This is a genomic window from Actinophytocola sp., from assembly GCF_035634895.1.
GTDB lineage: Bacteria > Actinomycetota > Actinomycetes > Mycobacteriales > Pseudonocardiaceae > Actinophytocola.
In genome coordinates, this window is record NZ_DASQCC010000146.1 from 1 (window position 1) to 21552 (window position 21552).

Below are 21552 nucleotides of genomic sequence, written 5' to 3' on the forward strand. Positions count from 1 at the left end.
CCCGGTGCGCGGCCGCGGCTTCGCGCGTGCCGGCGTGCTCCTCGTCCTGAGCGCTCTCGCCGTGACGGCAACGGAACCCTGGCTGAACAGTCCACTTGCGACAGTCGGGGTGGCGGTCGTCGAGGGCGCCGTCGTCGTCGCGCTGTCGCCCGAGCTGGATCACCGTTGGCTGATTCCGTTGCGGCGCTGGCGCGTCCGGCGGCGCCACCCGCTGTCGCGGCACGCCGTCGAGATCCCGCTGGAGTCGACGATCCAGCAACTGTGGAAGAGCGGGGCGTACCGGTCGGTGGTCGAGCAGTTGACCTCCGACCTGCTCGACCACTGGGACGAGGGTGAGTGGCGCCTGCTGACCTACGCCGCCCGCACCGCGGACGGTCCGGTCACCGCGGTGTTCGCCGTGCCCCGGTTGGCCTACGAGCCGGACCGGGCGCGGGTGGCGCTGGTGCCCGTGGCGGAAGATATATTTGTTTGATGTCGTACGGGTGGCGGATCTGCGATTCCGCCGCCCGTACGCCAAACTGTCGCCATGACGGACCACGTGCGCGTGTATTTCGCGGTGGAGCAGGATGCCGAAGGCTGGCCACCCGTGACCGTCGAGCGGATGTGGGCCACCCCGACCCCGCGTGAACGCGTCGTCGTGTTGGACAACATTCCGTTCTTCGCCCGCGGGTTCGCGTGCTTCGACGTCGTGGCGGTGACCGAGGACGGCGACGGCGCGCTGTGGGCGGACAAGACCATCAAATGGTCCGGCAACTGCACTATTCGGGTTATCCCGTACCGCAGCGGCCCGCTCCACGGTGACCGGCAGGCCGTGCTCGACACGTTCAAACCGTTCGGCATCGACGGCGAGGGAATTGAGCAGTACGGCATTGTCGCGCTCAATGTGCCTGGCGACGCCGATCTTGTCGCGGTGAAGAGGCTCCTGCGTGAGGGTGAGCAGGACAGCCGCTGGGCCTGGGAAGAAGGCTGTGTCGGCGACGCCTGGGCGGACGCCTAGATTCCGCGCCCGCCAGAATCCCGGCACTGGGCGTCAGAAGAACCAACCGGCGCAGATTGCCGGGGAAGCGGCCAGCGCGCTGAAACGGATGAAGCGGCCGGCCAGGCCGGCGCCGATGAATGCCGTGAGGTTCATTCGCACCATGCCGGCGAGTACGGATGTGGCCATGAACGGCGGCAGGCCGAGTACCGAGCTGATGCCGTACGTGCCGACCATCCATTTCGGGTGGCGCTGGCATTTCTCCCGCAGCACCTCGACCCACATGCGGAATCGCTTCGTGCGGCGGTGCCAGCGCAGGCGGCGGGGCGTTTCCAGCTTTTCCTTGTGTCTGCGATGCATGAATGCCGGCAGGTGCAGGTCGCCCTTGGCGGCGTAGTAGTACAGGAGTTTGCCGGAAACCTGGCCGATCGCGACCGCCGCGCCCAGTAACAGCCACGGGATGTGTGGTTGCTGCATGGCCAGGCCGACCAGGAAGATCTCGACGCTGATGAGCGGCAGGAGCGCGGACCCGAAGGCGACGCCGAGCGTCAGACCGAGCCACGCGAGCACCGGCAGCACCTCCAGCCGAGGTCGAGGACTGCCGCAGCGTACCCCGAGCACGGGTCGAGCGCGGGCCGGTGCGGCTACTTCCACTACAGGAGACGTCGCGTGAGGGCTAGTGGTTGTGTCAGCTTTGCAACTCGAAACTGAGCGTGCCCGTCATACGCACCTCACGTAACGGCCGGCCACCCGCGTCGAGCGTGCGAACCGTCCCGTCGGCCAGCCAGCCGGCGCGTTCCCAGAAGCCCAGTGACGCCTTGTCCTGCTCGGCTACCCAGCTGATACCCCTGGCCAAACCATCCGCGAGCATCGCGTCGCCCGCGGCCGCGAGCAGCCGGCCGCCGTGGCCCCGGCGACCCCAGCGGGGCTCGACCAGCAGGACGCTCACCAGCGCGACCCGGTCCGCGTCGGGTACGGGCGTCCCGTCCGCCCCGGCGGACTCGTCCTGCGGCGCGGGCCCGGCCGCGGCGAAGCCCACCTGGAACTGTCCCTCGGTGGCCAGGAACACCCTGGCCGGACCCTGCTCGATGGTGTGCCGCCAGGTCGCCTCCGCCTCGTCCGCTGCCAGCGCGTCCAGCACCTCGGCGGGCAGCAGGTCGTGGTACGCGGCCCGCCACGTGACGAGCTGGATGCGGGCGATCTCGGCCGCGTCGGACGGCACGGCGGGACGGACGGTGGCTACGGCCATGGGACGAACCTAGTTGCTGAAGGAAACCGGTCAACCAGCGGGGATACTGAAATTCATTCGGCTACGCTCTCCGCTCGTGACCGTCTCCGTCCCCGGCTACCAGATCGTCGACGCGTTGGGGCGTGGTGGTTTCGGTGTGGTGTACCGCGCCCGTCAGATCACCATCGACCGCGAGGTCGCGATCAAACTCGACACGCGGGTGATCCTCGACGACCGCGACCAGCGCCGGTTCCTCCGCGAGGTCCGCGCCGCCGGCCGCCTGTCCGGGCACCCGCACGTCGTGGAGATCTACGACGCGGGCGTGCTGCCGGACGCCCGGCCCTACATCGTGATGGAGATCTGCACCGGCGGGTCGCTCGCCCAGCGGGGTCCGATGTCCCCGCGCGAGGTCGGCGACATCGGCCAGAAGATCGCGGACGCGCTGGCCGCGGCGCACGACCTCGGCGTGCTGCACCGCGACATCAAGCCCGGCAACATCCTGGTCAAGCGGTACGGCACGGTCGCGCTGTCCGACTTCGGCCTGGCCGCGCTGATGGAGACGGGCCGGGACACCTCGGTCACCCTGGAGGCCCTGACCCCGGCCTACGCGGCCCCCGAGCAGTTCCACCTGGTGCCGCCGACGCCCCAGTCGGACGTCTACGCGCTGGCCGCCACCCTGTACACGCTGCTGGCCGGCCGTCCGCCGCGGTACCCGCCGGACCGCGAGCTGAGCGTGCCGGAGATCATCCGCCTGCACGACGCGCCGATCCAGGACATACCGGGCGTGCCGGCGGAGTTCATGGCCGTGCTGCGGCGCGGCCTGGCTCGCGACCCGGCGCACCGGTACCCGGAGGCGGCGGCGCTGCGGGCGGACCTGTCGCAGCTGAACGTGGGTGACTTCCCCAGTCCACGGCACGCGGTGACCACGCCAGTGATGACCGTCGCCACACCACGGCCGTCCTATCCGCCGGCCGGCCACCCGCCGGCGTACCCGTCCGGTCCCACCGGGCCCCCACCGCAGTACCACTCGTCCGCCCCGCCGCCACGCGGGAGGAACAAGGCGGCGATCTGGCTGGGCGCCGCGCTCGCGGCGGTGCTGGTGATGGCGGGCGTCTGGTACTTCGCGCTGCGCGACATCGGGGGAGGGGGCGCCGGCCAGCAGGCCGGCGACACGATCAACCCACCGGTCACGAGTCCCAAGAAGTCGCCGTCCGAGGTCTACGGCGTACGGACGGTGACCGAGAACTGCCCCGCGGCGCAGGTCAAGGACGCGCAGGCCGCATGCGTCGAGAAGGCGGAGTGCTGGTCGGGCATGGTCGTGATCAACGGGGAGATCGAGAGCATCCGCCGGTTGCCGTGCGAACAGGACCACTCGTTCGAGACGTACGCGATCGCGCTGGTGCCGGGGGACGTCGCCGATCCGTACGCGGACGTGCTGGAGGCGCACCCGACCGTGCGGAAGGTGTGCTCGGTGGAGACGCTGCTGGCCTCGCGGTACGGGGACGCGCTGCAGCTCGGGCCGGAGCGGTGGCAGTCGGAGATCCTGCCGCCGTCGTCGGACGACAAGTCGACCGAGCTGGGCGTCTACCGGTGCGTGGCGACGATCACGGACATGGACACGATCGTCGGATCCGCCTTCCGACCGCGCTGAACAGAACTGTCGGTGCCCTGTGCCATGGTTTGACCATGGCAGTTTCGACCACCCTCAGCGCCGACGTCGCACGGCGCGTCGCGCTGGGCGCCCAGGGGTTCACCGACGCCCGGCCCGGGGGAGAGGTGTCCCGCCGGCACCTGCGGCGGGTGCTGGACCGGGTCCGGCTGATCCAGCTCGACTCGGTGAACGTCGCGGTGCGGGCGCACTACATGCCGCTGTTCAGCCGGCTCGGCCCGTACCCCGCCGACCTCGTGGACGACGCGGCGTGGACGCACCGGGCCCGCCGGCCGCGGATGCTGGTCGAGTACTGGGCACACGAGGCGAGCCTGTTGCCGGTCGAGGACTGGCCGCTGTTCCGGTGGCGCATGCGTGAGTACGAGCGCAAGTACGCCCACCGGTTCGCGGCCCTGCGCAAACGTTCGCCCGGCCTGTTCGACGACGTGCTGGCGGCGGTCAAGGAGCTGGGCCCGATCGGCGCCGGCCCGTTGGAGGACGAGCTGGGGCTCAACGAGCGGCGGGCGAGGAAGGCGCCGGGCGGCTGGTGGAACCGGTCGGACGTCAAGCACGCGTGCGAGTGGCTGTTCGCGACCGGTGAGCTGACCACCGGCACCAGGCGCGGCTTCCAGCGCCTGTACGACTTACCCGAGCGGGTGCTCCCGCCCGAGGTGCTGTCCGCGCCACCGGTCTCCGACGCCGAGGCCGCGCGGCAGCTGATGCTGCGCGCGGCGAGCGCGCACGGCATCGGCACCGAGCCGGACCTGCGGGACTACTACCGTCTGCCGCCGGAACGCAGCAAGGCCGCGCTGTCCACGCTGGTGGAGCAGGGCCTGGTGGAGGCGGTGACCGTGCACGGGTGGCAGCACCCGGCGTACCGGCACGTCGACGCGCGGACGCCGCGCAAGGTCACGGGCCGCGCGCTGCTGGCCCCGTTCGACCCGCTGATCTGGCGACGCGAGCGGACCGAACGGATCTTCGACTTCCACTACCGCATCGAGATCTACGTCCCGGAGCCGAAGCGCGTCTACGGCTACTACGTCTTCCCTTTCCTGCTGGACGGCCAACTGGTGGGCCGCGTAGACCTGAAGACGGACCGCATGGCCGGCGTCCTCCGCGCCAAGGGCGTCTTCACCGAACCAGGCGTCGACAAGCCACACGTCGCCCGCGAACTGGCCGCCGAACTACGCACCATGGCCACCTGGCTGGGCCTGAACGCCGTAGAACTAGGCCCAAACGGCAACCTGACAAAAGAAATGCGCACGGCCCTCAAACCCTGACCCCACCGCGAGTCCCGCCCTCAAACACCCCGAGTCCCGCGTTTACCCATACCGAGTTGCGGGTTCGTGCAGATGTCGGTCCGGAATCGTGTGCACAAGGGTTCATCCTCGGCGGGATGTGCTGGTGGGCAAGGGATGCGGCGAGGCCTGGCCCGCATGAGGCGAACGGCACGACGGTGGCCACGTCGCAAACGGTGCGGCGGTGCCACGTCGCGAAGCACGACAGTGCCACATCGCGAACGGCCCGTCGGCGTCATTCAGACACCAACGGGCATTGTCGCCGCACTCGCCCTACGCCTCGAACGAGCGGGCGCGACACGAACCACGCTCCTCACCGCGCGATGAAGCGGCCTCACGAGATCGCGGTTGGTGCGGTGTTCGAAGTGCTCCGGTTCTTGTGCACGAGACCGCAGTTCGGTGTGTTTCAACGCGGGACTCGCTGTGTTTGAACGCGGGACTCGCGGGGGGTTGGAAGTGGCCTGGGTGGTGCCTCCGGTGCTGGGGAGGGAGGTACCACCCAGGCCGGTCCCCCTCGGTCGGGCCTGGTGGGGTTCTGGTTACTCGGTGGCGGCTGTGACCAGGGCGCTGCCGGAGCCGGTGCGACCGCGGATGCGTAGGGGTGGCTTGTTCGCCGGTGGGGTGGCCGTCAGGTCCAGTTCGCTGCGGGCCTCGCCCGAGTTGGAGGACAGGTCGACCTCCGCCGGGCTGCCCTTGCGGATGCCGACGTGGATGGCGCCCGAGCCGGAGTGCAGCTCCAGCTCGCCGGACGCGGCGTTCGCGATGGTCACGCGGCCGCTGCCGGTGCGGGCCAGCACGTCGCCGGTCACCGCGCCCAGCCAGACGTCGCCGCTGCCGGTCACGACCGTGCTCGCGCCGCCGATCGACGTCACCTCGATGTCGCCGGTGCCGGACTTCGCCCGCAGGCCCTCGGCCATCGGGCCGAGGCGGACGGTGCCCGACCCCGTCTCGACCTTCGCCGAGCCCTCGGCCTGGTCCGTCGTGATGCGGCCCGAGCCGGTGTGCAGCTCCAGCCGGCCGGCGCGACCGGAGATGTTGACGTGTCCGGAACCGCTGCTCGCCGTCACGTGTGAGCCGGCCGGTGCCTGTACCGACACCGCGATCGGCGCGTTGCGCAGCTGTAGCTCGCGCGGCGTCCGCACCACCAGCCGGCCGGCGGCGTAGTCGAGTCGGGTCTGCCGCACGGCCTCCGCCTCGGCGGTCGAACCGGTCGGCACGCCCTCCCCGAACTGCCCACTGAACTGCGGGAACTGGGTGTTGACCCAGCTCATGATGCTGCTGATGCCCTGCGCCCACGGCGTGCCCGCACCCGTGTCGTGGCGGACCTCGACGTGCACGCCCGGCTCGTCGACCAGCCGGACCGTCACGGCACCACCTCCGGTGCCCAGGTCCAGCTCGACCGGCCCGTCGGCCTCGAAGCTCTGCCGCCGGACTACGTCCTCAGCCTGCTCTTCGGTCACTGCTCGTCACCCCTCGTACCAACCGTGCACGCGGTGCTGGCTCTGCCCGCGTTCCGGGCCGCCGCTGCCCCAGGCGCGACTCCACTCCCGGCTCCAGTCCTTGCCGCCGAAGCCCCCCTTGCGGTGCAGCGCCCCCTGGACGGCCTGCTGCACGAATGTGTTCAGCGACACCCCCTGTGCCGCCGCGGCCTGCTCGGCCTTGGCCTTGAGCTGCTCGAACAGCCGCAGCGTCATGCGGCTCATGTCGCCCCCCGCGGTCTCGTCGACCGGTGGGACGTCACCCGCGCGCGAGTCGTCGTGCGGCGTGCCGCGGCCGGTGACCACGACCTGCACGTCCCGGCCGGCGAGCCGGACGTCGACCACGTGGTCGTCCAGCGAGGCGGTCACCTCGGCGGCCAGGTCGGACAGCGCGTTCATGATCGCGAGGCGCGCGGCGGGCTCCAGCGCCGCGGCGAGTACCTCGGCCGTGCGGCGGGTGTTCTCGTCACCGGCCGACGCGGCCGTGACGAGATCCTCCCGCAACGAGGCGATGTACGGTGTGAGATCCATGATGCCATGGTGACATCACAAGTGACATCACGCAAGTGTCGTTGGTGACAGCACCGCGCACCGCCCGTGCATCCGGACCGTGCATCGCGTCGCGGGCCCGTGCGGCGGCATCCGGCGGTTAGGCTCTGCGGCATGACGGAGACGGTGCCGCCCAGGGTCCAACTGATCGCGAAGACGGAGTTCTTCCCGCCGGCGGACGTGCCGTGGTCGACCGACGCCGAGGGCGGTGAGGCGCTCGCCGAGTTCGCGGGCCGCGCGTGCTACCAGTCCTGGAAGAAGCCGAACCCGACCACCGCGACCAACGCCGGGTACCTGCGCCACATCCTCGAGGTCGGGCACCTCTCCGTGCTGGAGCACGGCACCGTCAGCTTCTACATCACCGGCATCTCCCGCTCGCTGACCCACGAGCTGATCCGCCATCGCCACTTCTCCTACTCCCAGCTGTCGCAGCGCTACGTCCCGGAGCGCACGGCGGCCATGGTCGAGCCGGCCGTCATCGCGAGCGACCCGGTGCTGCACGAGAAGTTCATGAAGGCCGCCGAGGCGAGCGTCGCCGCGTACACCGAGCTGCTCCAGGGCCTGGAGGAGCACTTCGCGGACGTCCCGAACGCGACCCTGCGCCGCAAGCAGGCCAGGCAGGCCGCCAGGGCGGTGCTGCCGAACGCGACCGAGACCCGGATCGTGGTGACCGGCAACTACCGGGCCTGGCGCCACTTCATCGCCATGCGGGCGAGCGAGCACGCGGACGTGGAGATCCGCGAGCTGGCCGTCGAGTGCCTGCGCCAGCTACAGAAGTCGGCGGCGAACGTGTTCGACGACTTCGTGATCTCGACCCTGCCGGACGGCACCGAGGTCGCGTCGAGCCCGTTCGTCACCGAAGGCTGACGGCGGTGAAACGGCTCATCGTCGACCTCGCGCCAGGGGAGTACACGATCACGCGGCTGGCCGCGGCCCCGCCGCCCATCGAGGCGGACGGCCTGGTCTCGGTCACCACGACCGCGCACGGCGTATCGGTGGTGTGCCCGTCGGCGGTGGCGCCGCCGAGTGCGGACACCCGCCCCGGCTGGCGGCTGCTGACCGTCCGCGGCCCCCTGGAGTTCGACCTCACCGGCGTGATGGCGGCCCTGGCCGGCGAGCTGGCCGCCGCGGGGGTGACCCTGCTCGCGGTCTCGACGTACGACACCGACCACGTGCTGGTGCCGGCCGTCGACCTGGAACGCGCGCTGAAGGCCCTGCGGGAGGCGGGTCACGAGATCGGCCCGAGCTGACCGGTCACCCCTTCGTAGCGCTGTCGCATGACCGGCCCCGCCGCGGGCCCCGCGGCGAACACGTACCGCGACCCGTCCACCGGCTCGCCGGTGACGGCGTCGACGACCACCGGCTCGGCCTCCCGGCCGGTCCGCGTGTCGACGAGGACCATGGCCCGCTCCTCGGGGGCCAGCTGTGCGTTGCGCCACGCCGCGAGCGCGACCAGCACCGGCCGCAGTGACCGCCCGAGCTCGGTGAGCACGTACTCGTACCGCACCGGCCGGTCCTGGTAGGGCCGGCGCGCCAGGATCCCGCGCTCGACGAGCGTCCTCAGCCGGCTGGTCAGCATGCTCGACGAGAGGCCGATGTTGGCCTGGAACTCGTCGAAGCGGGTGTAGCCGTCGAAGCAGTCGTGCAGGATCAGGACGGTCCACCACTCACCGACGATTCCCAGCGTCGTCGACAGCGGGCACTCCCGGTCCTCGAGCCGGATCTTGCTGGCCACCGCTACCTCCCTCGGTCACTGCTATATTAGCAGTCAGTCACTAACTGCTAAAACAGAAGTCACTTGGGAGTGGATCTCATGACCTATCCGGACGCACTGTCGTTGACCGGCCGCCATGCCGTCGTGGCGGGCGGCACGAAAGGCACCGGGGCGGCCGTGGTCGCGCGCCTGGCGGCGGCCGGCGCGACGGTCACCACCATCGGCCGAGGTCGGGACGCGTCCGTCACCGCGGACCTCACCGCGCCGGATACCGCGGCCGCCGTCGCGGAAGCCGTTGGCGCACCGGACATCCTGGTGCACGTGGCCGGCGGGTCGAGCGCGCCGAGCGGCGGCTTCGCGGTCCTCGACGACGACACCTGGCAGCGTGAGCTCGACCTCAACCTGCTGGCCGCCGTGCGGCTGGACCGGGCGGTCGTGCCGGCGATGCTCGACGCGGGACGGGGCGCGATCGTCCACGTCGGGTCGATCCAGGCACGCATGCCGCTGTGGAACAGCACGCTGGCCTACGCCGCCGCCAAGGCCGCGCTGCGCACCTACAGCCTCGGCCTGGCCAACCAGTTGGCGCCGCACGGCATCCGCGTCAACACCGTGTCACCGGGCGGCATCCACACCGAGGCCGCCGACCGCCTGGTCGACCGGCTGGCCACCCAGTTCGACGGCGACCGGCAGGCGGCGCGCCAGTCGCTCCTGGACTCCCTCGGCGGCGTCCCGACCGGACGGTTCGCGGAACCCCACGAGGTCGCCGAGGTGGTCGGGTTCCTGGCCTCCGACGCGGCCGCGAGCGTCACCGGCGCCGACTACCTCGTCGACGGCGGCACGATCCCGACGGTCTGAGCGTCAGCGCAGCGTCATGCCGGCCAGGAACGCGATCAGGAGGGCCTTGCCGAACTCCCAGCCGCCGACCCCGCCTGCCGCGTTCACGTGCCCGACGGCGCCCGCGCTGACGTGGGGGAGGCCCCAGCCCGTGGCCAGGCGGACGCTCACCGCCGGCTCGCAGTACGGGTCGTCCTCGCCGAAGACGACCAGGCCGGGGACGGACACCGGCGTCGGCGTCAGCGTGGTGAAGGTGGCGGCCTCGCGGGGGAACTCCGCGCGGGAGACGTCCGGCGGCGCGACGAGGAACAGCCCGCGCACGTTGGGCCGGACCGGCGACGCCGTGATGGCGTGACAACCCAGGCTGTGGGCGATGACCACCACGTCGTCCTGGATCCCCGACACGGTCCGGTCGAGCGCCGTGCGCCAGTCGTCCAGGTCCGGCTCGTCCCACGAGGCCGGGGCGAACCGTGTCGCGGACGAGCCCCACGCGGACTGCCACGCGGTCTGCCAGTGCTGCTCGTCGGAGCCGTTGATGCCTGGAACGATCAGGAAGTGCATGCGCCTACTATCGCCGATCTTCCGGGAACTCCGCCCGCACCCCCAGCAATCGGATCGGCCGGTCCAGCGTGAACTTCGCCAGCACGGCCAGCGCCGCGTTCTCCAGGAGGCCGGGGTCGGCCGTCGGTGCCGGCAGCGTCACGCTGCGGGTGTGGGTGAAGAAGGGCACGAACCGCACCTTCACGGCCACCCGCGCCGCCGGCCGGCCCTCGTCGACGACGTCCGCCGCGACCCGGCGGGCCAGCGCGACCACCTCCGCGGTGATCTCCGGCAGCTCGGTCAGGTCAGACTGGAAGGTCGTCTCCCGGCTGCGTGACTTCGCCACGTAAGGCGTGCTCGTGACCGCCGTGCCGCCGGCCCCGCGCGCCAGGCCCCGGTACCAGGGGCCCATCCGCGGGCCGAGCCGGGTGGCCAGCGCGTCCTCGTCCGCGCGGGCCAGCTCCGCGACCGTGGTGTAGCCCAGCTCGGCCAGCTTCCGGGCCGTCTTCGTGCCGATGCCCCACAGCGCGGTGGTCGGGCGGTCCGCCATGACCTCGAACCAGTTGGACCTGGTCAACTGGAACACCCCGGCCGGCTTCGCGAACCCGGTCGCCAGCTTGGCCCGCAGCTTGTTGTCGCCGATGCCCACCGAGCACGACAGCCGGGTCCGGTCGAGGACGGCCGCCTGCACCGACCGGGCGAACTCGAACGGGTCATCGGCGGTCACGCCCAGGAACGCCTCGTCCCAGCCCAGCACCTCCAGCGGCACGCCGAACGACCGCAGCACGGCCATCACCCCGGCCGACGCCTCGTCGTACGCGGTGGGGTCGGACGGCAGGAAGACGGCGTCCGGGCAGCGGCGGAGCGCCAGCCGCAGTGGGATGCCGGAGTGGACGCCGGACTCGCGTGCCTCGTACGACGCGGTCGCCACCACCGCCCGCTCGGTGGGGTCCCCGCGCCCGCCCACCACGACCGGTTTGCCCGCCAGTGACGGGTCCCGCAGGATCTCGACCGCGGCGATGAACTGGTCGAGATCGACGTGCAGGACCCATGCCGGCATACGGCCATCTAACATCCCCGGCGTGAGCGGAGCTTGCGGAGCGAACCAGGCTCGCGGAGCGAACGAGGGAGCGGCGTGACCCAGCAGCCTGAACAGGTGACCCAGCAGCGGGTGATCTCCGGCCGGTACGCGCTCCTGCAGGAGATCGGCCGCGGCGGCATGGGCGTCGTCTGGCTGGCCGAGGACCGGACCATCGGCCGGCGCGTCGCGATCAAGGAGCTGCACCTGCCGGCCGGAGTGCCCCAGGAGGAGAAGCGGGTGCTCGAGGAGCGGGTGCTGCGTGAGGCCCGCGCGGCCGGGCGGCTGAACGACCCGGGCGTGGTCACGGTGTTCGACGTGCTCCAGGAGGCCGGCGCCACCTACATCGTCATGGAGCTGATCCAGGCGCCGACGCTCGCGGCCATCGTCGCCCGGCAGGGGCCGCTGCCGCAGGAGGCCGTCGCCCCCATCGCCACACAGCTGCTCGACGCGCTCGACACCGCCCACGCCGCCGGCATCGTGCATCGGGACGTCAAGCCGTCGAACATCATGGTGCTGCCGAACGGGCGGGTGAAGCTGACCGACTTCGGCATCGCGCAGTCGACCGACGACCCGCGGCTGACCACCAGCGGCATGCTCGTGGGCTCGCCCACCTACCTCGCGCCCGAGGTCATCCGCGGCGAGCAGGCCGACGCCCGCTCGGACCTGTGGGCGCTGGCCGCGTCGCTGTTCTTCGCCGTGGAGGGCCACGCGGCGTTCGAGCGCCAGACGACGGCCGCGACCATGCACGCCATCCTCAACGAGGTGCCGTACCTGACCCGTTGCCAGGGCCCGCTGGCCGCGGTGGTCACCGGCCTGCTCAACGTCACGCCCAAGGCGCGGCTGTCCACCCAGCAGGTACGCGGCCTGCTCACCCAGGTGACCCAGCCGATGACCGGACCGCAGAACGTGACCGCCATGTACACCCCGTCGCGGGGCACCCGACCGGATGGCGGTTCGGCGAAGCGTCGCGCGTGGTGGCCGATCCTCGCGGCGGTGGTCGTGCTGGTCGCGGGTGCCTTCGTCGGCGGCTGGTTCACCGGCCGCGTCGGTCTCGTCGCGCCGGTGGACGACCCCACCAAGGGACCGACCTACACCTACGGCGGCGACGGCGCGGACATCCCGGAGTTCGACCTGTCCAACAACCAGTGCGCGCCGGCCCGGCTAGAGCCCGGCCGCAGCTACACCAACAGCGCCGACTGCGCCGGCCCGCACGACTTCGAGGTGCTGTACGTGCTGGACCCGTTCACCGGCGAGGACGTCGCCTACCCGGGCCGGGACGCGTTGGAGGCGACGGCCGAGTCGTCGTGCGTGCTGGTGTTCGGCCTGAACGGCGTCCTGCCGAGCTCCGAACGCGACAAGCTGATGCACGCCTCGCTGGTGCCCAGCCAGGAGTCCTGGGAGGACGCCTCGACGTCGGACCGGGACCGCGGCCAGTACTGCCTGATCTACCGCCGCGACGGCAAGCAGCTCACCTCGCAGGTGATCCCCACCAACTGAGAAGGTGGACGCATGTCGTTGGCAACGGAAGAGCGCGCCGCCCTGTGTGACCTGTTCGACGAGATCGGCCCTAACGAGCCGACTCTGTGCACGGGTTGGCAGACCAGAGACCTCGCGGCGCACCTGGTCATCCGCGAACGCCGTGCGGACGGCGCTCCCGGCATCCTGCTCAAACCCCTGGCCGGCTACACCAGGCGCGTCCAGGACTCCTACGCCCGCCGACCGTGGCGCGAGCTGGTGGACCTGGTCCGCAACGGTCCGGCCCCGTGGTGGCCCACCCGCATCCCGGCGCTGGACAAGGCGGTCAACAGCATCGAGTTCTTCATCCACCACGAGGACACCCGCCGCGGCCAGGCGGGCTGGGAGCCGAGGAAGCCGGACGCCGAGCGGGACGCGGCCCTGTGGGCCGGCCTGCGCCGCACGTCGTTCCTGACCCTGCGCCGCAGCCCGGTGGGCCTCGTCCTGCACCGCCCGGACGGCCAGGAGATCGTCGTCAAGCGTGCTCCGGAGAGCGTGACGGTCAGCGGCGAGCCGGGTGAGCTGCTGCTGTTCGCCACGGGACGCGCCGCCGTCCGCGTCGAGTTCGACGGCGACCAGCAGGCCATCGAGGCCGTGCAGGGCTTTCGCCGGCGCCTTTAGGGAACCGCGGGCGTCTTCCCCGGGTCGGAGTGCCGTGCGGCCGGGAGGGAGATGGCGCGGTGGCCCAGGAGCAGGTGCGGGCGGAGGAGCGGCTGATCGCCGGCCGGTACGCGCTGCTGCGCGAGATCGGCCGCGGCGGCATGGGCGTCGTGTGGCTGGCCGAGGACCGGACCATCGGCCGCCGCGTCGCGATCAAGGAGCTGCACCTTCCCGACGACGTGGCTGCCGAGGAGAAGACCGTCTTCGAGGAGCGCGTCCTCCGGGAGGCCCGCGCCGCCGGCCGGCTCAACGACCCGGGCGTGGTCACGGTCTATGACGTGCTCCGCGAGCACGGGACCACGTTCATCGTGATGGAGCTGATCCAGGCCGACACCCTGTCCCAGCTCGTCGAGGACCGGGGGCCGCTCCCGCAGGACACCGTCGCACGCATCGCCGAACAGCTCCTCGACGCCCTGGCGGCCGCGCACGCGGCCGGCGTCGTGCATCGGGACGTCAAGCCGTCGAACATCATGGTGCTGCCGAACGGGCGGGTGAAGCTGACCGACTTCGGCATCGCGCAGTCGACCGACGACCCGCGGCTGACCACCAGCGGCATCCTCGTCGGCTCACCCGTGTACATGGCCCCGGAACGCCTGCGCGGCGACGACGCCGGCGCCGGCTCCGACCTGTGGGCGCTGGGCGCGGTCCTGTTCTTCGCCGTGGAGGGCCACGCGGCGTTCGAGCGCCAGACGACTGCCGCGACCATGCACGCCATCCTCAACGAGGTGCCGTACCTGACCCGTTGCCAGGGCCCGCTGGCCGCGGTGGTCACCGGCCTGCTCAACAGCCACCCCGAGGCCCGCCCGTCCGCCGCCCAGGTCCGCGGCCTGCTCGCCCGGGCGGCCGGCGTGCCCCAGGAGGGCGCCACCACCCCGCTCACGACGTACCAGCGGCAGGCCCGTCGCCGGTCGAGGCCGGTGCTCGTCGCCACCGTCGTGCTCGCGGTCGCCCTGCTGGCCGGCGGCTACCTCCTCCGCGTCGCCACGGCGCCGGGCCCGGCCGTGCCCGCCGGCATGGACGAGACGCGGACCTACGGCACCGGCGGGGACGGCTACCTCGAGGAGTGGAGCTACAACAGCTCTCCTGAGGGCGCCTGCATGGCCGGTGACCTGGCCGAGGGCCGGCGGATCACGCAGACCCAGCACGTCGCGTGCACCGACCCGCACGTCTTCGAGGAGTTCGCCTCGCGGACCTTCTACGAAAAGCCCGACCAGGACTACGACCACTGGAAGGACATCGCGTACCCCGGTTTCGACGTGCTGGCCGGCTTCGCCGAGACCTACTGCACGGCGATCTTCGAGTCGGACGTGATCGCCGACCGGTCCTCGCTGCGCTACCGCGCCCTGGTGCCGACGCGACGGGCCTGGGCCGAGCGCCGCAGCGTCAGCTGCGTCCTCTACGAACGGGACGACAAGCAGCTGAACAAGTCGTACGTCGTTCCGGAGTAGTGGAGGTTTCCGGGAACCCGCGCCGACCGCCGCCGGTCCGAGGGTCGGGAGGAAGGGGGAGGGGTGACCCAGGAACGTGTGATCGCCGGCCGGTACTCCGTGATCCGGGAGATCGGCCGCGGCGGCATGGGCATCGTCTGGCTGGCCGATGACCGCACGATCGGGCGGCGGGTGGCGATCAAGGAGCTGCACCTGGCCGAGCGGGCCGACCCGCGTGCGCGGCGGGTCCTCAAGGAGCGGGTGCTGCGTGAGGCCCGCGCGGCCGGGCGGCTCAACGACCCGGCCGTGGTCACGGTGTACGACGTGCTCCGCGAGCACGACCGGACGTTCATCGTGATGGAGCTGATCGAGGCGCCGACGCTCGCCGACATCGTCGACCGGGAAGGGCCGATGCCGCCGGGCACGGTGGCCAGGATCGCGGAGCAGTTGCTGTCCGCCCTGCAGACCGCGCACGCGGCCGGCGTCGTGCATCGGGACGTCAAGCCGTCGAACATCATGGTGCTGCCGAACGGGCGGGTGAAGCTGACCGACTTCGGCATCGCCCAGTCCACGGACGACCCGCACCTCACCACCACCGGCATCCTGGTCGGCTCGCCCGTCTACATGGCCCCGGAACGCCTGCGTGGCGCCGACGCCGACGCCGGCTCGGACCTGTGGGCGCTGGGCGCGGTCCTGTTCTTCGCGGTCGAGGGCTACTCGGCGTTCGAGCGGGACAACACGGCCGCCGCCATCCAGGCGATCCTCAACGAGGTCCCGCAGGTGGGCCGCTGCCAGGGCCCACTGGCGACGGTGATCACCGGCCTGCTCAACAGCCACCCCGAGGCGCGCCCGTCCGCCCCCCAGGTCCGCCGCCTGCTCACACAGGCGACCACCATGCCACGCACCCGTGTGCCGACGGCGCCGGTCCCGGTCGTCCTCAGCGGCAACACGCAGCACACGCCTGCTCCGGTCACGCCTCGCCGCCGCTGGTCGTTGCCGGTGCTCGCGGTCGCCGTCGCGTTGGCCACGGCCATGTTCGCCGGCGGCTACGTCGTCCACGCCGTCACCGCGCCGGACCCGACCGCGCCCCGGGCGGAGCGGCCGGCCGCCATGGCGCCCGCGCTCACCTACGGATCCGGGGGTGACCTGCGGCAGTTCACCTGGGCCCACCGCGACGGCGGCGGCATCTGCCTGACCGGCGAGCTCCGCGAGGGCGCGCGGATCACCGACGACGCACGGGTGGACTGCGCGAAGTCGCACGACACGGAGATCTTCGACTGGCTGGTCTTCTGGTCGAAACCGGACGCGGACGACGCCGAGCCGGACATCGGCTACCCGGGCGTCACCCGGCTGACCGACTTCACCGAGAACATGTGCGCGATGATGTTCGAGTCCGAGTACGTCTCCGACACGACCGGGCTGCGCTACCGCGCGGTGGTACCGGCCGAGAAGGCGTGGGTCACGGAGCGCACGGTCGTGTGTGTCCTGTACGACCGGGAAGGCGACCGGTTGGACAGGTCGTACGTCGTGGTGGAGTAGCGTCTGAGGTCATGAACACGTGTCCGACCGCCAAGCCTGGACGGCCGTTCGGCCAGGTCATCACCGCAATGGTGACGCCATTCGACGCCAGTGGGAAGGTCGACCTGGACGCCGCTCAGCGCCTCGCGGCCCACCTGGTCGACCTCGGCAACGACGGCCTGGTGGTCAGCGGCACCACCGGGGAGTCGCCGACGACGTCCGACAACGAGAAGGCCGAGCTGGTGCGCGCGGTCGTCGACGCGGTGGGGGACCGGGCGACGGTGATCGCCTCGGTCGGCACCTATGACACCGCGCACTCCGTGCACCTCGCGCGCGATGCCCAGCAGGCGGGCGCGCACGGGCTGCTCGTGGTCACCCCGTACTACTCGCGGCCGCCGCAGGCCGGCCTGGTCGCGCACTTCACGGCCATCGCCGACGCGACCGACCTGCCGAACATGCTCTACGACATCCCGCCGCGCTCGGTCGTGCCCATCGAGGTCGACACGCTGCGCCGGCTCGCCGAGCACCCGCGGATCAACGCAGTGAAGGACGCCAAGGGCGACCTGCTCGCGGGCAGCGTGGTCATCGCGAACACCGACCTCGCCTACTACTCGGGCGACGACGCGATGAACCTGCCGTGGCTGTCGGTCGGCGCCGTCGGGTTCGTCAGCGTCATCGGGCACGTGGTCGCCGGTCGCCTGCGCCGCATGCTGGACACCTACGAGAACGGCGACGTCGTCACCGCGCGGACCATCCACCGCGGCCTGCTGCCGGTGTACCGGGCGCACAGCCGGGTCGGTGGCGTGATCTTCGTGAAGGCCGCGCTGCGGCTGCGTGGGCACGACGCCGGCGACCCGCGCCTGCCACTCCCACCCGCCACACCGGCCCAGGTCGAGCTGATCGCCGCCGACCTCGGCGACGCCGGCGTGCCGCTGACCGACGCGCCGCCGTCGGACGTGGCCGCGGCCCGGGTCGCCGAGGCCGACGCGGCCGCCGCGTACGTCTCGCCCACCACCCACACGAGCGCCGGGCAGGTTCATCGGTGACGAACATCCCTACGCCCGCTCCGCTCGCCGACGGGGGACTGCGCGTCGTCGCGCTGGGTGGCATCGGCGAGATCGGTCGCAACATGACCGTGTTCGAGTTCGGTGGCAGGCTGCTCATCGTCGACTGCGGCGTGCTGTTCCCCGAGGACCAGCAACCCGGCGTGGACCTCATCCTGCCGGACTTCCGCGCGATCGAGTCCAGGATGCACGACATCGACGCCGTCGTGCTCACGCACGGTCACGAGGACCACATCGGCGCCGTGCCCTTCCTGCTGCGCCATCGCCCGGACCTGCCGGTCGTGGGCTCGCGGTTCACGCTCGCGCTCGTCGCCGCCAAGTGCAAGGAACACCGGCTGAACCCGAACCTCCGCGAGGTCGTCGAGGGCGGCCGGGTCTCCTACGGCGACTTCGAGTGCGAGTTCTTCGCGGTCAACCACTCCATCCCGGACGCGCTGGCGGTCGCCATCCGCACGCCGGCCGGGGTCGTGCTGCACACCGGCGACATCAAGCTGGACCAGCTGCCGCTCGACGGCAGGCTCACCGACCTGGCCGGGTTCTCCCGCCTTGGTGACGAGGGCGTCGACCTGTTCCTGGTGGACTCGACCAACGCCGAGGTGCCCGGTTTCGTCATGGCCGAGCGCGAGATCGGCCAGGTGCTCGACGGCGTGATCATGCGGGCGCAGCAGCGGGTGATCGTGGCGTGCTTCGCGAGCCACGTGCACCGCGTGCAGCAGGTGCTCGACGTCGCCGTGCGGCACGGGCGGCGGGTGGCCCTGGTGGGCCGGTCGATGGTGCGCAACATGGGCATCGCCGCCGACCTGGGGCTGCTGCACGTGCCGGAGGGCCTGCTGGTCGACCTGGACGAGGCGCTGCAGCTGCCCGAGCACCAGGTGCTGTTCGTGTCGACCGGTTCGCAGGGCGAGCCGCTGTCCGCGCTGTCCAGGATGGCGCGTGGCGACCACCGGCAGATCAAGATCTTTCCCGGGGACACCGTCGTGCTGGCCAGCTCGCTGATCCCGGGCAACGAGACCGCGGTGTTCGGCGTGGTCAACGAGCTGTCCCGGCTGGGCGCGAACGTGGTGCACCAGGGCAACGCGCGGGTGCACGTGTCCGGTCACGCGTCGGCCGGCGAGCTGCTGTTCCTGTACAACGCGGTCCGGCCGTCGAACGTGATGCCCGTGCACGGCGAGTGGCGTCACCTGCGTGCGAACGCGGCCCTGGCCGTGGCGACCGGCGTGCCGGCCGACCACGTGGTCATCGCCGAGGACGGCGTCGTCGTCGACCTGGTGGACGGCCGCGCGGTGATCAGCGGGCGGGTCGAGGTCGGCCACGTGTACGTCGACGGGCTGTCCGTCGGCGACGTGGGCGAGTCGACCCTGTCCGACCGCCTGATCCTGGGCGAGGGCGGCTTCATCGCGATCACCGTGGCCGTCGAGTCGAGCACGGGCCGGGCACTCGGCCCGCCGACGATCTCGGGCCGCGGCTTCTCCGACGACCCGAAGGCACTGGACGAGGTCGTGTCCCTGGTGGAGATGGAGCTGTCCCACACCGAGTCGGAGGGCATCACCGACACGCACCGCATCGCCCAGTCCGTGCGCCGGGTGGTCGGCCGCTGGGTCGCCGACACCTACCGCCGCCGCCCGATGATCGTCCCGACGGTCATCCCGGTATGAGCGCGGGCCGGCGCGAGGCGAGCTGTACCACCGTCGCGCCGGCCAGCAGGACCACCGCGCCGGCGACCTGAATTGCCGTGAGCGCCTGGCCGAGCAACAGCCAGGCGAGCACGGTCGCCACGATCGGCTCGCACACGGCCAGCACGCTGGCCACGTTCGCGGGCAGGAGCCGCAGCGAGCTGATCGACAGTACGTACGCCAGCGCGGTGCTCACGACCGCGCACGTCACCAGCAGCGTCCACACCGGCACCCGCCACCCGCCGAAGGCGGCGTCGGCGCCGAGGATGTCGCCGGGCAGCGACCAGGGCGTGGCCAGGAACGCGATCACGACCCCGCCGATCACCATGCCCCAGGTGACGAGCCCGAGCGGCGCGATCGTGCGGCTCGCGCGCTCGCCGAACAGGAAGTACGCGGCCGCGCACAGTGCCGCGCCCAGGCCGATCAGCAGGCCGAGCGCGTCGAGCCGCAGGCCCTGCCACACCTCCGCGACCAGCGACAGGCCGAACAACGTGAGCGCCGTGCCCACCCACATCCGGGCCGGGAGGACGACCCCGCGCACGAACCGCACCCACAGTGCCACCAGCACCGGCGAGGTGAACTCCAGCAGCATCGCCACCCCGATCGGGATCCGCGACACCGCGGCGAAGTACAGCAGCTGCACGGTCGCCACGCCGATCAGGCCGTAGCCGAACAGCAGGGGCAGGTCCGCACGCCGCACCTTCAGCAGCGCGGGCCGGGTGACCGCCACGAACGCCAGCAGCAGCACGGCGGCCAGCGCGATGCGGAAGCTCACGGCCTGCTGCGGCGACAGCCCGGCGTCCATGGCCGGCTTGACCAGCGGGCCCGAGGTGCCGAAGCAGACCGACGCGAACAGGATCAGTCCCGTTCCGCGGCTAACCGCCGAACGACGTTCACCGGTGACCGGGGCGAGCGGCGGTGTGGACGCCGTGGCTGTCATGGGGGAGTTGCCCTTCCGTCAACTGGGACTTCGTGGTACTCACGCTAAGCGAACCGCCCCGGAGCGCGATTGAATTTTTTCCCGTCGCGACGCAAGATTTTTGCGTGAAGCTGGACGAGATAGATCACCTGCTCCTGGACGAGTTGCAGACCGACGCCGGCCGGACCCTGCGAGCGCTGGGCGAGGTCGTCGGCCTGTCACCGAGTGCGGTGCAGCGGCGCATGGAGCGTTACCGCGACAGCGGCCTGGTGTCCCGCACGACCGCCGTGCTCGACCCGAAGGCCAGCCGCGACCTCGTGATGGCGATCGTCCTCGTCGCCGTCGAACGGGAGTCGCCCCGGCTGCTCGAGGCGTACCAGCGGCGGCTGCTCGCGGCGCCCGAGGTGCAACAGCTGTACGGGTGCTACGGCGGCTGGGACTACGTCGCCGTGCTGGTCACCTCCGGCATGGCGCACCACAACGAGGTCTCCCAGCGGCTCTTCGCCGAGGCGCCGAACATCCGCAAGTACTCGACGATGCTGGTGCTCGATCCCCTGCGCACCGGCTCGGCGATCCCGGCACGGGCGCTCAAGCTCTAGGCCACCAGGGCGACCTGCTGGTCGTCGGCCGGGTCGGGTCGTGGAACCTCGGCCGGTCGAGCTGGTCGGCCCGCAGCCGCACGAGGTTGTCGGTGATCGCCTGCATGATCCGTTTGTGCGCGCGCATCGCGTCGCCGGGCTTGTCGGCGGACAGGTCGGACAGGTCGACCAGCGGGCCGAAGTGGACCCGGAACGTCGGCCGGTTCACGACGGCCCGGAAGAACGAGACCACACTCGGCACGAGGTCCCGCCAGCTCGTCACGACCTCGGTGCCCCAGCACACGGCCTCGTGCGCGCCCCACTGGCTGATCGTCAGCACCGGCACGTCCGCCGCCAGCGCGATCCGCGCCGCGCCGGACTTGCCCTTCTCCGGCCACAGGCCGGGCGTGAGGCTGATCCGGCCCTCCGGGTAGACGAGCACCGGGCCGGGGGTCTCGCGCAGGGCCACGGTGACCCGCCCGAACGCCTCCGCGACGTTGGCGCTGCGGCGGTCCACCCGGATGCTGCCGCCCTGGCGAAGGCCCCAGCCGATCACCGGCGCGTCCAGCAGGCCGCCGGCGAGCAGGAAGCGGGGGTTCACACCCGCCTCGCGCAACGCGCAGGTCAGCACGAACGGGTCGAACACCCCGATGTGGTTCGCGGCGATCAGCATGGGCTGGTTGCGCAGCTCGGCCGGGATGGACCCGGTGACCTCCACCCGCCCGACCAGCCGGACGAAGCCGCGGTCGACGAAAGTCATGGCCCGCCAGAGCGGCGAGACCTTCCGCGGTCCGGGCCGTGGCCACCGGCGTGTCGACTCGGAACTGCGGCGGGACAGGGCGACCATGAGCG

At 71.6% G+C, this 21552-nt stretch carries 23 protein-coding genes; 14 read left to right on the plus strand and 9 right to left on the minus strand.

Features of this window, described 5'->3' with window-relative positions; all coding sequences use genetic code 11:
* Both VET29_RS21455 and VET29_RS21460 read left to right on the plus strand, forming a co-directional pair.
* A partial coding sequence (locus tag VET29_RS21455; protein ID WP_324923233.1) for a hypothetical protein occupies nt 1–472 on the plus strand: 472 nt, incomplete at its 5' end.
* 54 nt (nt 473–526) lie between these two features.
* Entirely contained in the window at nt 527–997 is a 471-nt protein-coding gene (locus tag VET29_RS21460) for a DUF4265 domain-containing protein (protein WP_324923235.1), read from the plus strand.
* Nucleotides 998–1030: 33 nt separating this feature from the next.
* Here the strand turns inward: VET29_RS21460 and VET29_RS21465 are convergent, their stop codons facing one another.
* Together VET29_RS21465 and VET29_RS21470 are read right to left on the minus strand one after the other, a co-directional pair.
* Nucleotides 1031–1546, minus strand: a complete 516-nt coding sequence (locus VET29_RS21465) for a hypothetical protein (protein ID WP_324923237.1) — start codon at nt 1544–1546, stop codon at nt 1031–1033.
* A 118-nt stretch (nt 1547–1664) separates the two neighbouring features.
* Entirely contained in the window at nt 1665–2225 is a 561-nt protein-coding gene (locus VET29_RS21470) for a GNAT family N-acetyltransferase (RefSeq protein WP_324923239.1), read from the minus strand.
* A gap of 76 nt (nt 2226–2301) precedes the next feature.
* Here VET29_RS21470 and VET29_RS21475 point away from each other — a divergent pair, with 76 nt between their 5' ends.
* Nucleotides 2302–3855, plus strand: a complete 1554-nt coding sequence (locus tag VET29_RS21475) for a serine/threonine-protein kinase (RefSeq protein WP_324923241.1) — start codon at nt 2302–2304, stop codon at nt 3853–3855.
* Between the two features lie 35 nt (nt 3856–3890).
* Nucleotides 3891–5132, plus strand: coding sequence for a winged helix-turn-helix domain-containing protein (locus VET29_RS21480; RefSeq protein ID WP_324923243.1), 1242 nt, complete (start codon nt 3891–3893; stop codon nt 5130–5132).
* Between the two features lie 557 nt (nt 5133–5689).
* Here the strand turns inward: VET29_RS21480 and VET29_RS21485 are convergent.
* Complete coding sequence (locus VET29_RS21485) at nt 5690–6610, minus strand: DUF4097 family beta strand repeat-containing protein (RefSeq protein ID WP_324923245.1); 921 nt, start codon at nt 6608–6610, stop codon at nt 5690–5692.
* A 6-nt stretch (nt 6611–6616) separates the two neighbouring features.
* A complete protein-coding gene (locus VET29_RS21490; protein ID WP_324923247.1) occupies nt 6617–7159 on the minus strand; it encodes a toxin-antitoxin system HicB family antitoxin in 543 nt (180 codons plus the stop codon).
* A gap of 132 nt (nt 7160–7291) precedes the next feature.
* On the opposite strand from VET29_RS21490, the gene thyX reads away from it, so the two are divergent.
* Nucleotides 7292–8044, plus strand: a complete 753-nt coding sequence (gene thyX / locus VET29_RS21495; protein WP_324923249.1) for an FAD-dependent thymidylate synthase — start codon at nt 7292–7294, stop codon at nt 8042–8044.
* A 5-nt stretch (nt 8045–8049) separates the two neighbouring features.
* A complete protein-coding gene (locus VET29_RS21500) occupies nt 8050–8427 on the plus strand; it encodes an ACT domain-containing protein (RefSeq protein WP_324923251.1) in 378 nt (125 codons plus the stop codon).
* Here VET29_RS21500 and VET29_RS21505 read toward each other — a convergent pair.
* Nucleotides 8406–8912, minus strand: a complete 507-nt coding sequence (locus VET29_RS21505; protein WP_324923253.1) for a helix-turn-helix domain-containing protein — start codon at nt 8910–8912, stop codon at nt 8406–8408. The genes VET29_RS21500 and VET29_RS21505 overlap by 22 nt on opposite strands.
* Before the next feature lie 78 nt (nt 8913–8990).
* On the opposite strand from VET29_RS21505, the gene VET29_RS21510 reads away from it, so the two are divergent.
* Nucleotides 8991–9746, plus strand: coding sequence for an oxidoreductase (locus VET29_RS21510; protein ID WP_324923255.1), 756 nt, complete (start codon nt 8991–8993; stop codon nt 9744–9746).
* Between the two features lie 3 nt (nt 9747–9749).
* Here the strand turns inward: VET29_RS21510 and VET29_RS21515 are convergent, their stop codons facing one another.
* A complete protein-coding gene (locus tag VET29_RS21515; protein ID WP_324923257.1) occupies nt 9750–10286 on the minus strand; it encodes an RBBP9/YdeN family alpha/beta hydrolase in 537 nt (178 codons plus the stop codon).
* Between the two features lie 7 nt (nt 10287–10293).
* On the minus strand, nt 10294–11325 hold the full coding sequence (locus VET29_RS21520; protein ID WP_324923259.1) for a DNA polymerase IV: 1032 nt from the start codon (nt 11323–11325) through the stop codon (nt 10294–10296).
* A 75-nt stretch (nt 11326–11400) separates the two neighbouring features.
* Here VET29_RS21520 and VET29_RS21525 point away from each other — a divergent pair, with 75 nt between their 5' ends.
* The 6 genes from VET29_RS21525 (at nt 11401) to VET29_RS21550 (ending at nt 19185) form a co-directional block, all read left to right on the plus strand.
* On the plus strand, nt 11401–12843 hold the full coding sequence (locus VET29_RS21525; RefSeq protein WP_324923261.1) for a serine/threonine-protein kinase: 1443 nt from the start codon (nt 11401–11403) through the stop codon (nt 12841–12843).
* A 12-nt stretch (nt 12844–12855) separates the two neighbouring features.
* Nucleotides 12856–13482: a TIGR03085 family metal-binding protein gene (locus VET29_RS21530; protein WP_324923263.1), complete on the plus strand. Its 627-nt coding sequence runs from the start codon at nt 12856–12858 to the stop codon at nt 13480–13482.
* A 59-nt stretch (nt 13483–13541) separates the two neighbouring features.
* Complete coding sequence (locus VET29_RS21535) at nt 13542–14969, plus strand: serine/threonine-protein kinase (protein ID WP_324923265.1); 1428 nt, start codon at nt 13542–13544, stop codon at nt 14967–14969.
* A 63-nt stretch (nt 14970–15032) separates the two neighbouring features.
* Nucleotides 15033–16487 carry a serine/threonine-protein kinase gene (locus VET29_RS21540; RefSeq protein ID WP_324923268.1) on the plus strand — a complete coding sequence of 485 codons (1455 nt, stop codon included), beginning with the start codon at nt 15033–15035 and terminating at the stop codon, nt 16485–16487.
* 11 nt (nt 16488–16498) lie between these two features.
* Nucleotides 16499–17512, plus strand: coding sequence for a 4-hydroxy-tetrahydrodipicolinate synthase (gene dapA, locus VET29_RS21545; RefSeq protein WP_324923270.1), 1014 nt, complete (start codon nt 16499–16501; stop codon nt 17510–17512).
* Nucleotides 17509–19185, plus strand: a complete 1677-nt coding sequence (locus VET29_RS21550) for a ribonuclease J (protein ID WP_324923272.1) — start codon at nt 17509–17511, stop codon at nt 19183–19185. The genes dapA and VET29_RS21550 overlap by 4 nt, the downstream gene beginning before the upstream one ends.
* Here VET29_RS21550 and VET29_RS21555 read toward each other — a convergent pair.
* Nucleotides 19172–20143 (minus strand): EamA family transporter, encoded by a 972-nt coding sequence (locus tag VET29_RS21555; RefSeq protein ID WP_324923275.1) that lies wholly within the window; start codon nt 20141–20143, stop codon nt 19172–19174. The two genes, VET29_RS21550 and VET29_RS21555, sit on opposite strands and share 14 nt — an antisense overlap.
* Nucleotides 20144–20247: 104 nt before the next feature.
* On the opposite strand from VET29_RS21555, the gene VET29_RS21560 reads away from it, so the two are divergent.
* A complete protein-coding gene (locus tag VET29_RS21560; protein WP_324923277.1) occupies nt 20248–20721 on the plus strand; it encodes an Lrp/AsnC family transcriptional regulator in 474 nt (157 codons plus the stop codon).
* Here VET29_RS21560 and VET29_RS21565 read toward each other — a convergent pair.
* Complete coding sequence (locus VET29_RS21565) at nt 20711–21547, minus strand: lysophospholipid acyltransferase family protein (protein WP_414636560.1); 837 nt, start codon at nt 21545–21547, stop codon at nt 20711–20713. The genes VET29_RS21560 and VET29_RS21565 overlap by 11 nt on opposite strands.
* Between the last annotated feature and the right edge of the window lie 5 nt (nt 21548–21552).

Bases quoted from the DNA above. Each gene is read 5' to 3' on its own strand.
- VET29_RS21530 (WP_324923263.1), top strand. From the start codon at position 12,856: ATGTCGTTGGCAACGGAAGAGCGCGCCGCCCTGTGTGACCTGTTCGAC.
- VET29_RS21510 (WP_324923255.1), top strand. From the start codon at position 8,991: ATGACCTATCCGGACGCACTGTCGTTGACCGGCCGCCATGCCGTCGTG.
- VET29_RS21480 (WP_324923243.1), top strand. From the start codon at position 3,891: ATGGCAGTTTCGACCACCCTCAGCGCCGACGTCGCACGGCGCGTCGCG.
- VET29_RS21555 (WP_324923275.1), bottom strand. From the start codon at position 20,143: ATGACAGCCACGGCGTCCACACCGCCGCTCGCCCCGGTCACCGGTGAA.
- VET29_RS21520 (WP_324923259.1), bottom strand. From the start codon at position 11,325: ATGCCGGCATGGGTCCTGCACGTCGATCTCGACCAGTTCATCGCCGCG.
- VET29_RS21490 (WP_324923247.1), bottom strand. From the start codon at position 7,159: ATGGATCTCACACCGTACATCGCCTCGTTGCGGGAGGATCTCGTCACG.
- VET29_RS21460 (WP_324923235.1), top strand. From the start codon at position 527: ATGACGGACCACGTGCGCGTGTATTTCGCGGTGGAGCAGGATGCCGAA.
- VET29_RS21515 (WP_324923257.1), bottom strand. From the start codon at position 10,286: ATGCACTTCCTGATCGTTCCAGGCATCAACGGCTCCGACGAGCAGCAC.
- dapA (WP_324923270.1), top strand. From the start codon at position 16,499: ATGAACACGTGTCCGACCGCCAAGCCTGGACGGCCGTTCGGCCAGGTC.
- thyX (WP_324923249.1), top strand. From the start codon at position 7,292: ATGACGGAGACGGTGCCGCCCAGGGTCCAACTGATCGCGAAGACGGAG.
- VET29_RS21470 (WP_324923239.1), bottom strand. From the start codon at position 2,225: ATGGCCGTAGCCACCGTCCGTCCCGCCGTGCCGTCCGACGCGGCCGAG.
- VET29_RS21565 (WP_414636560.1), bottom strand. From the start codon at position 21,547: ATGGTCGCCCTGTCCCGCCGCAGTTCCGAGTCGACACGCCGGTGGCCA.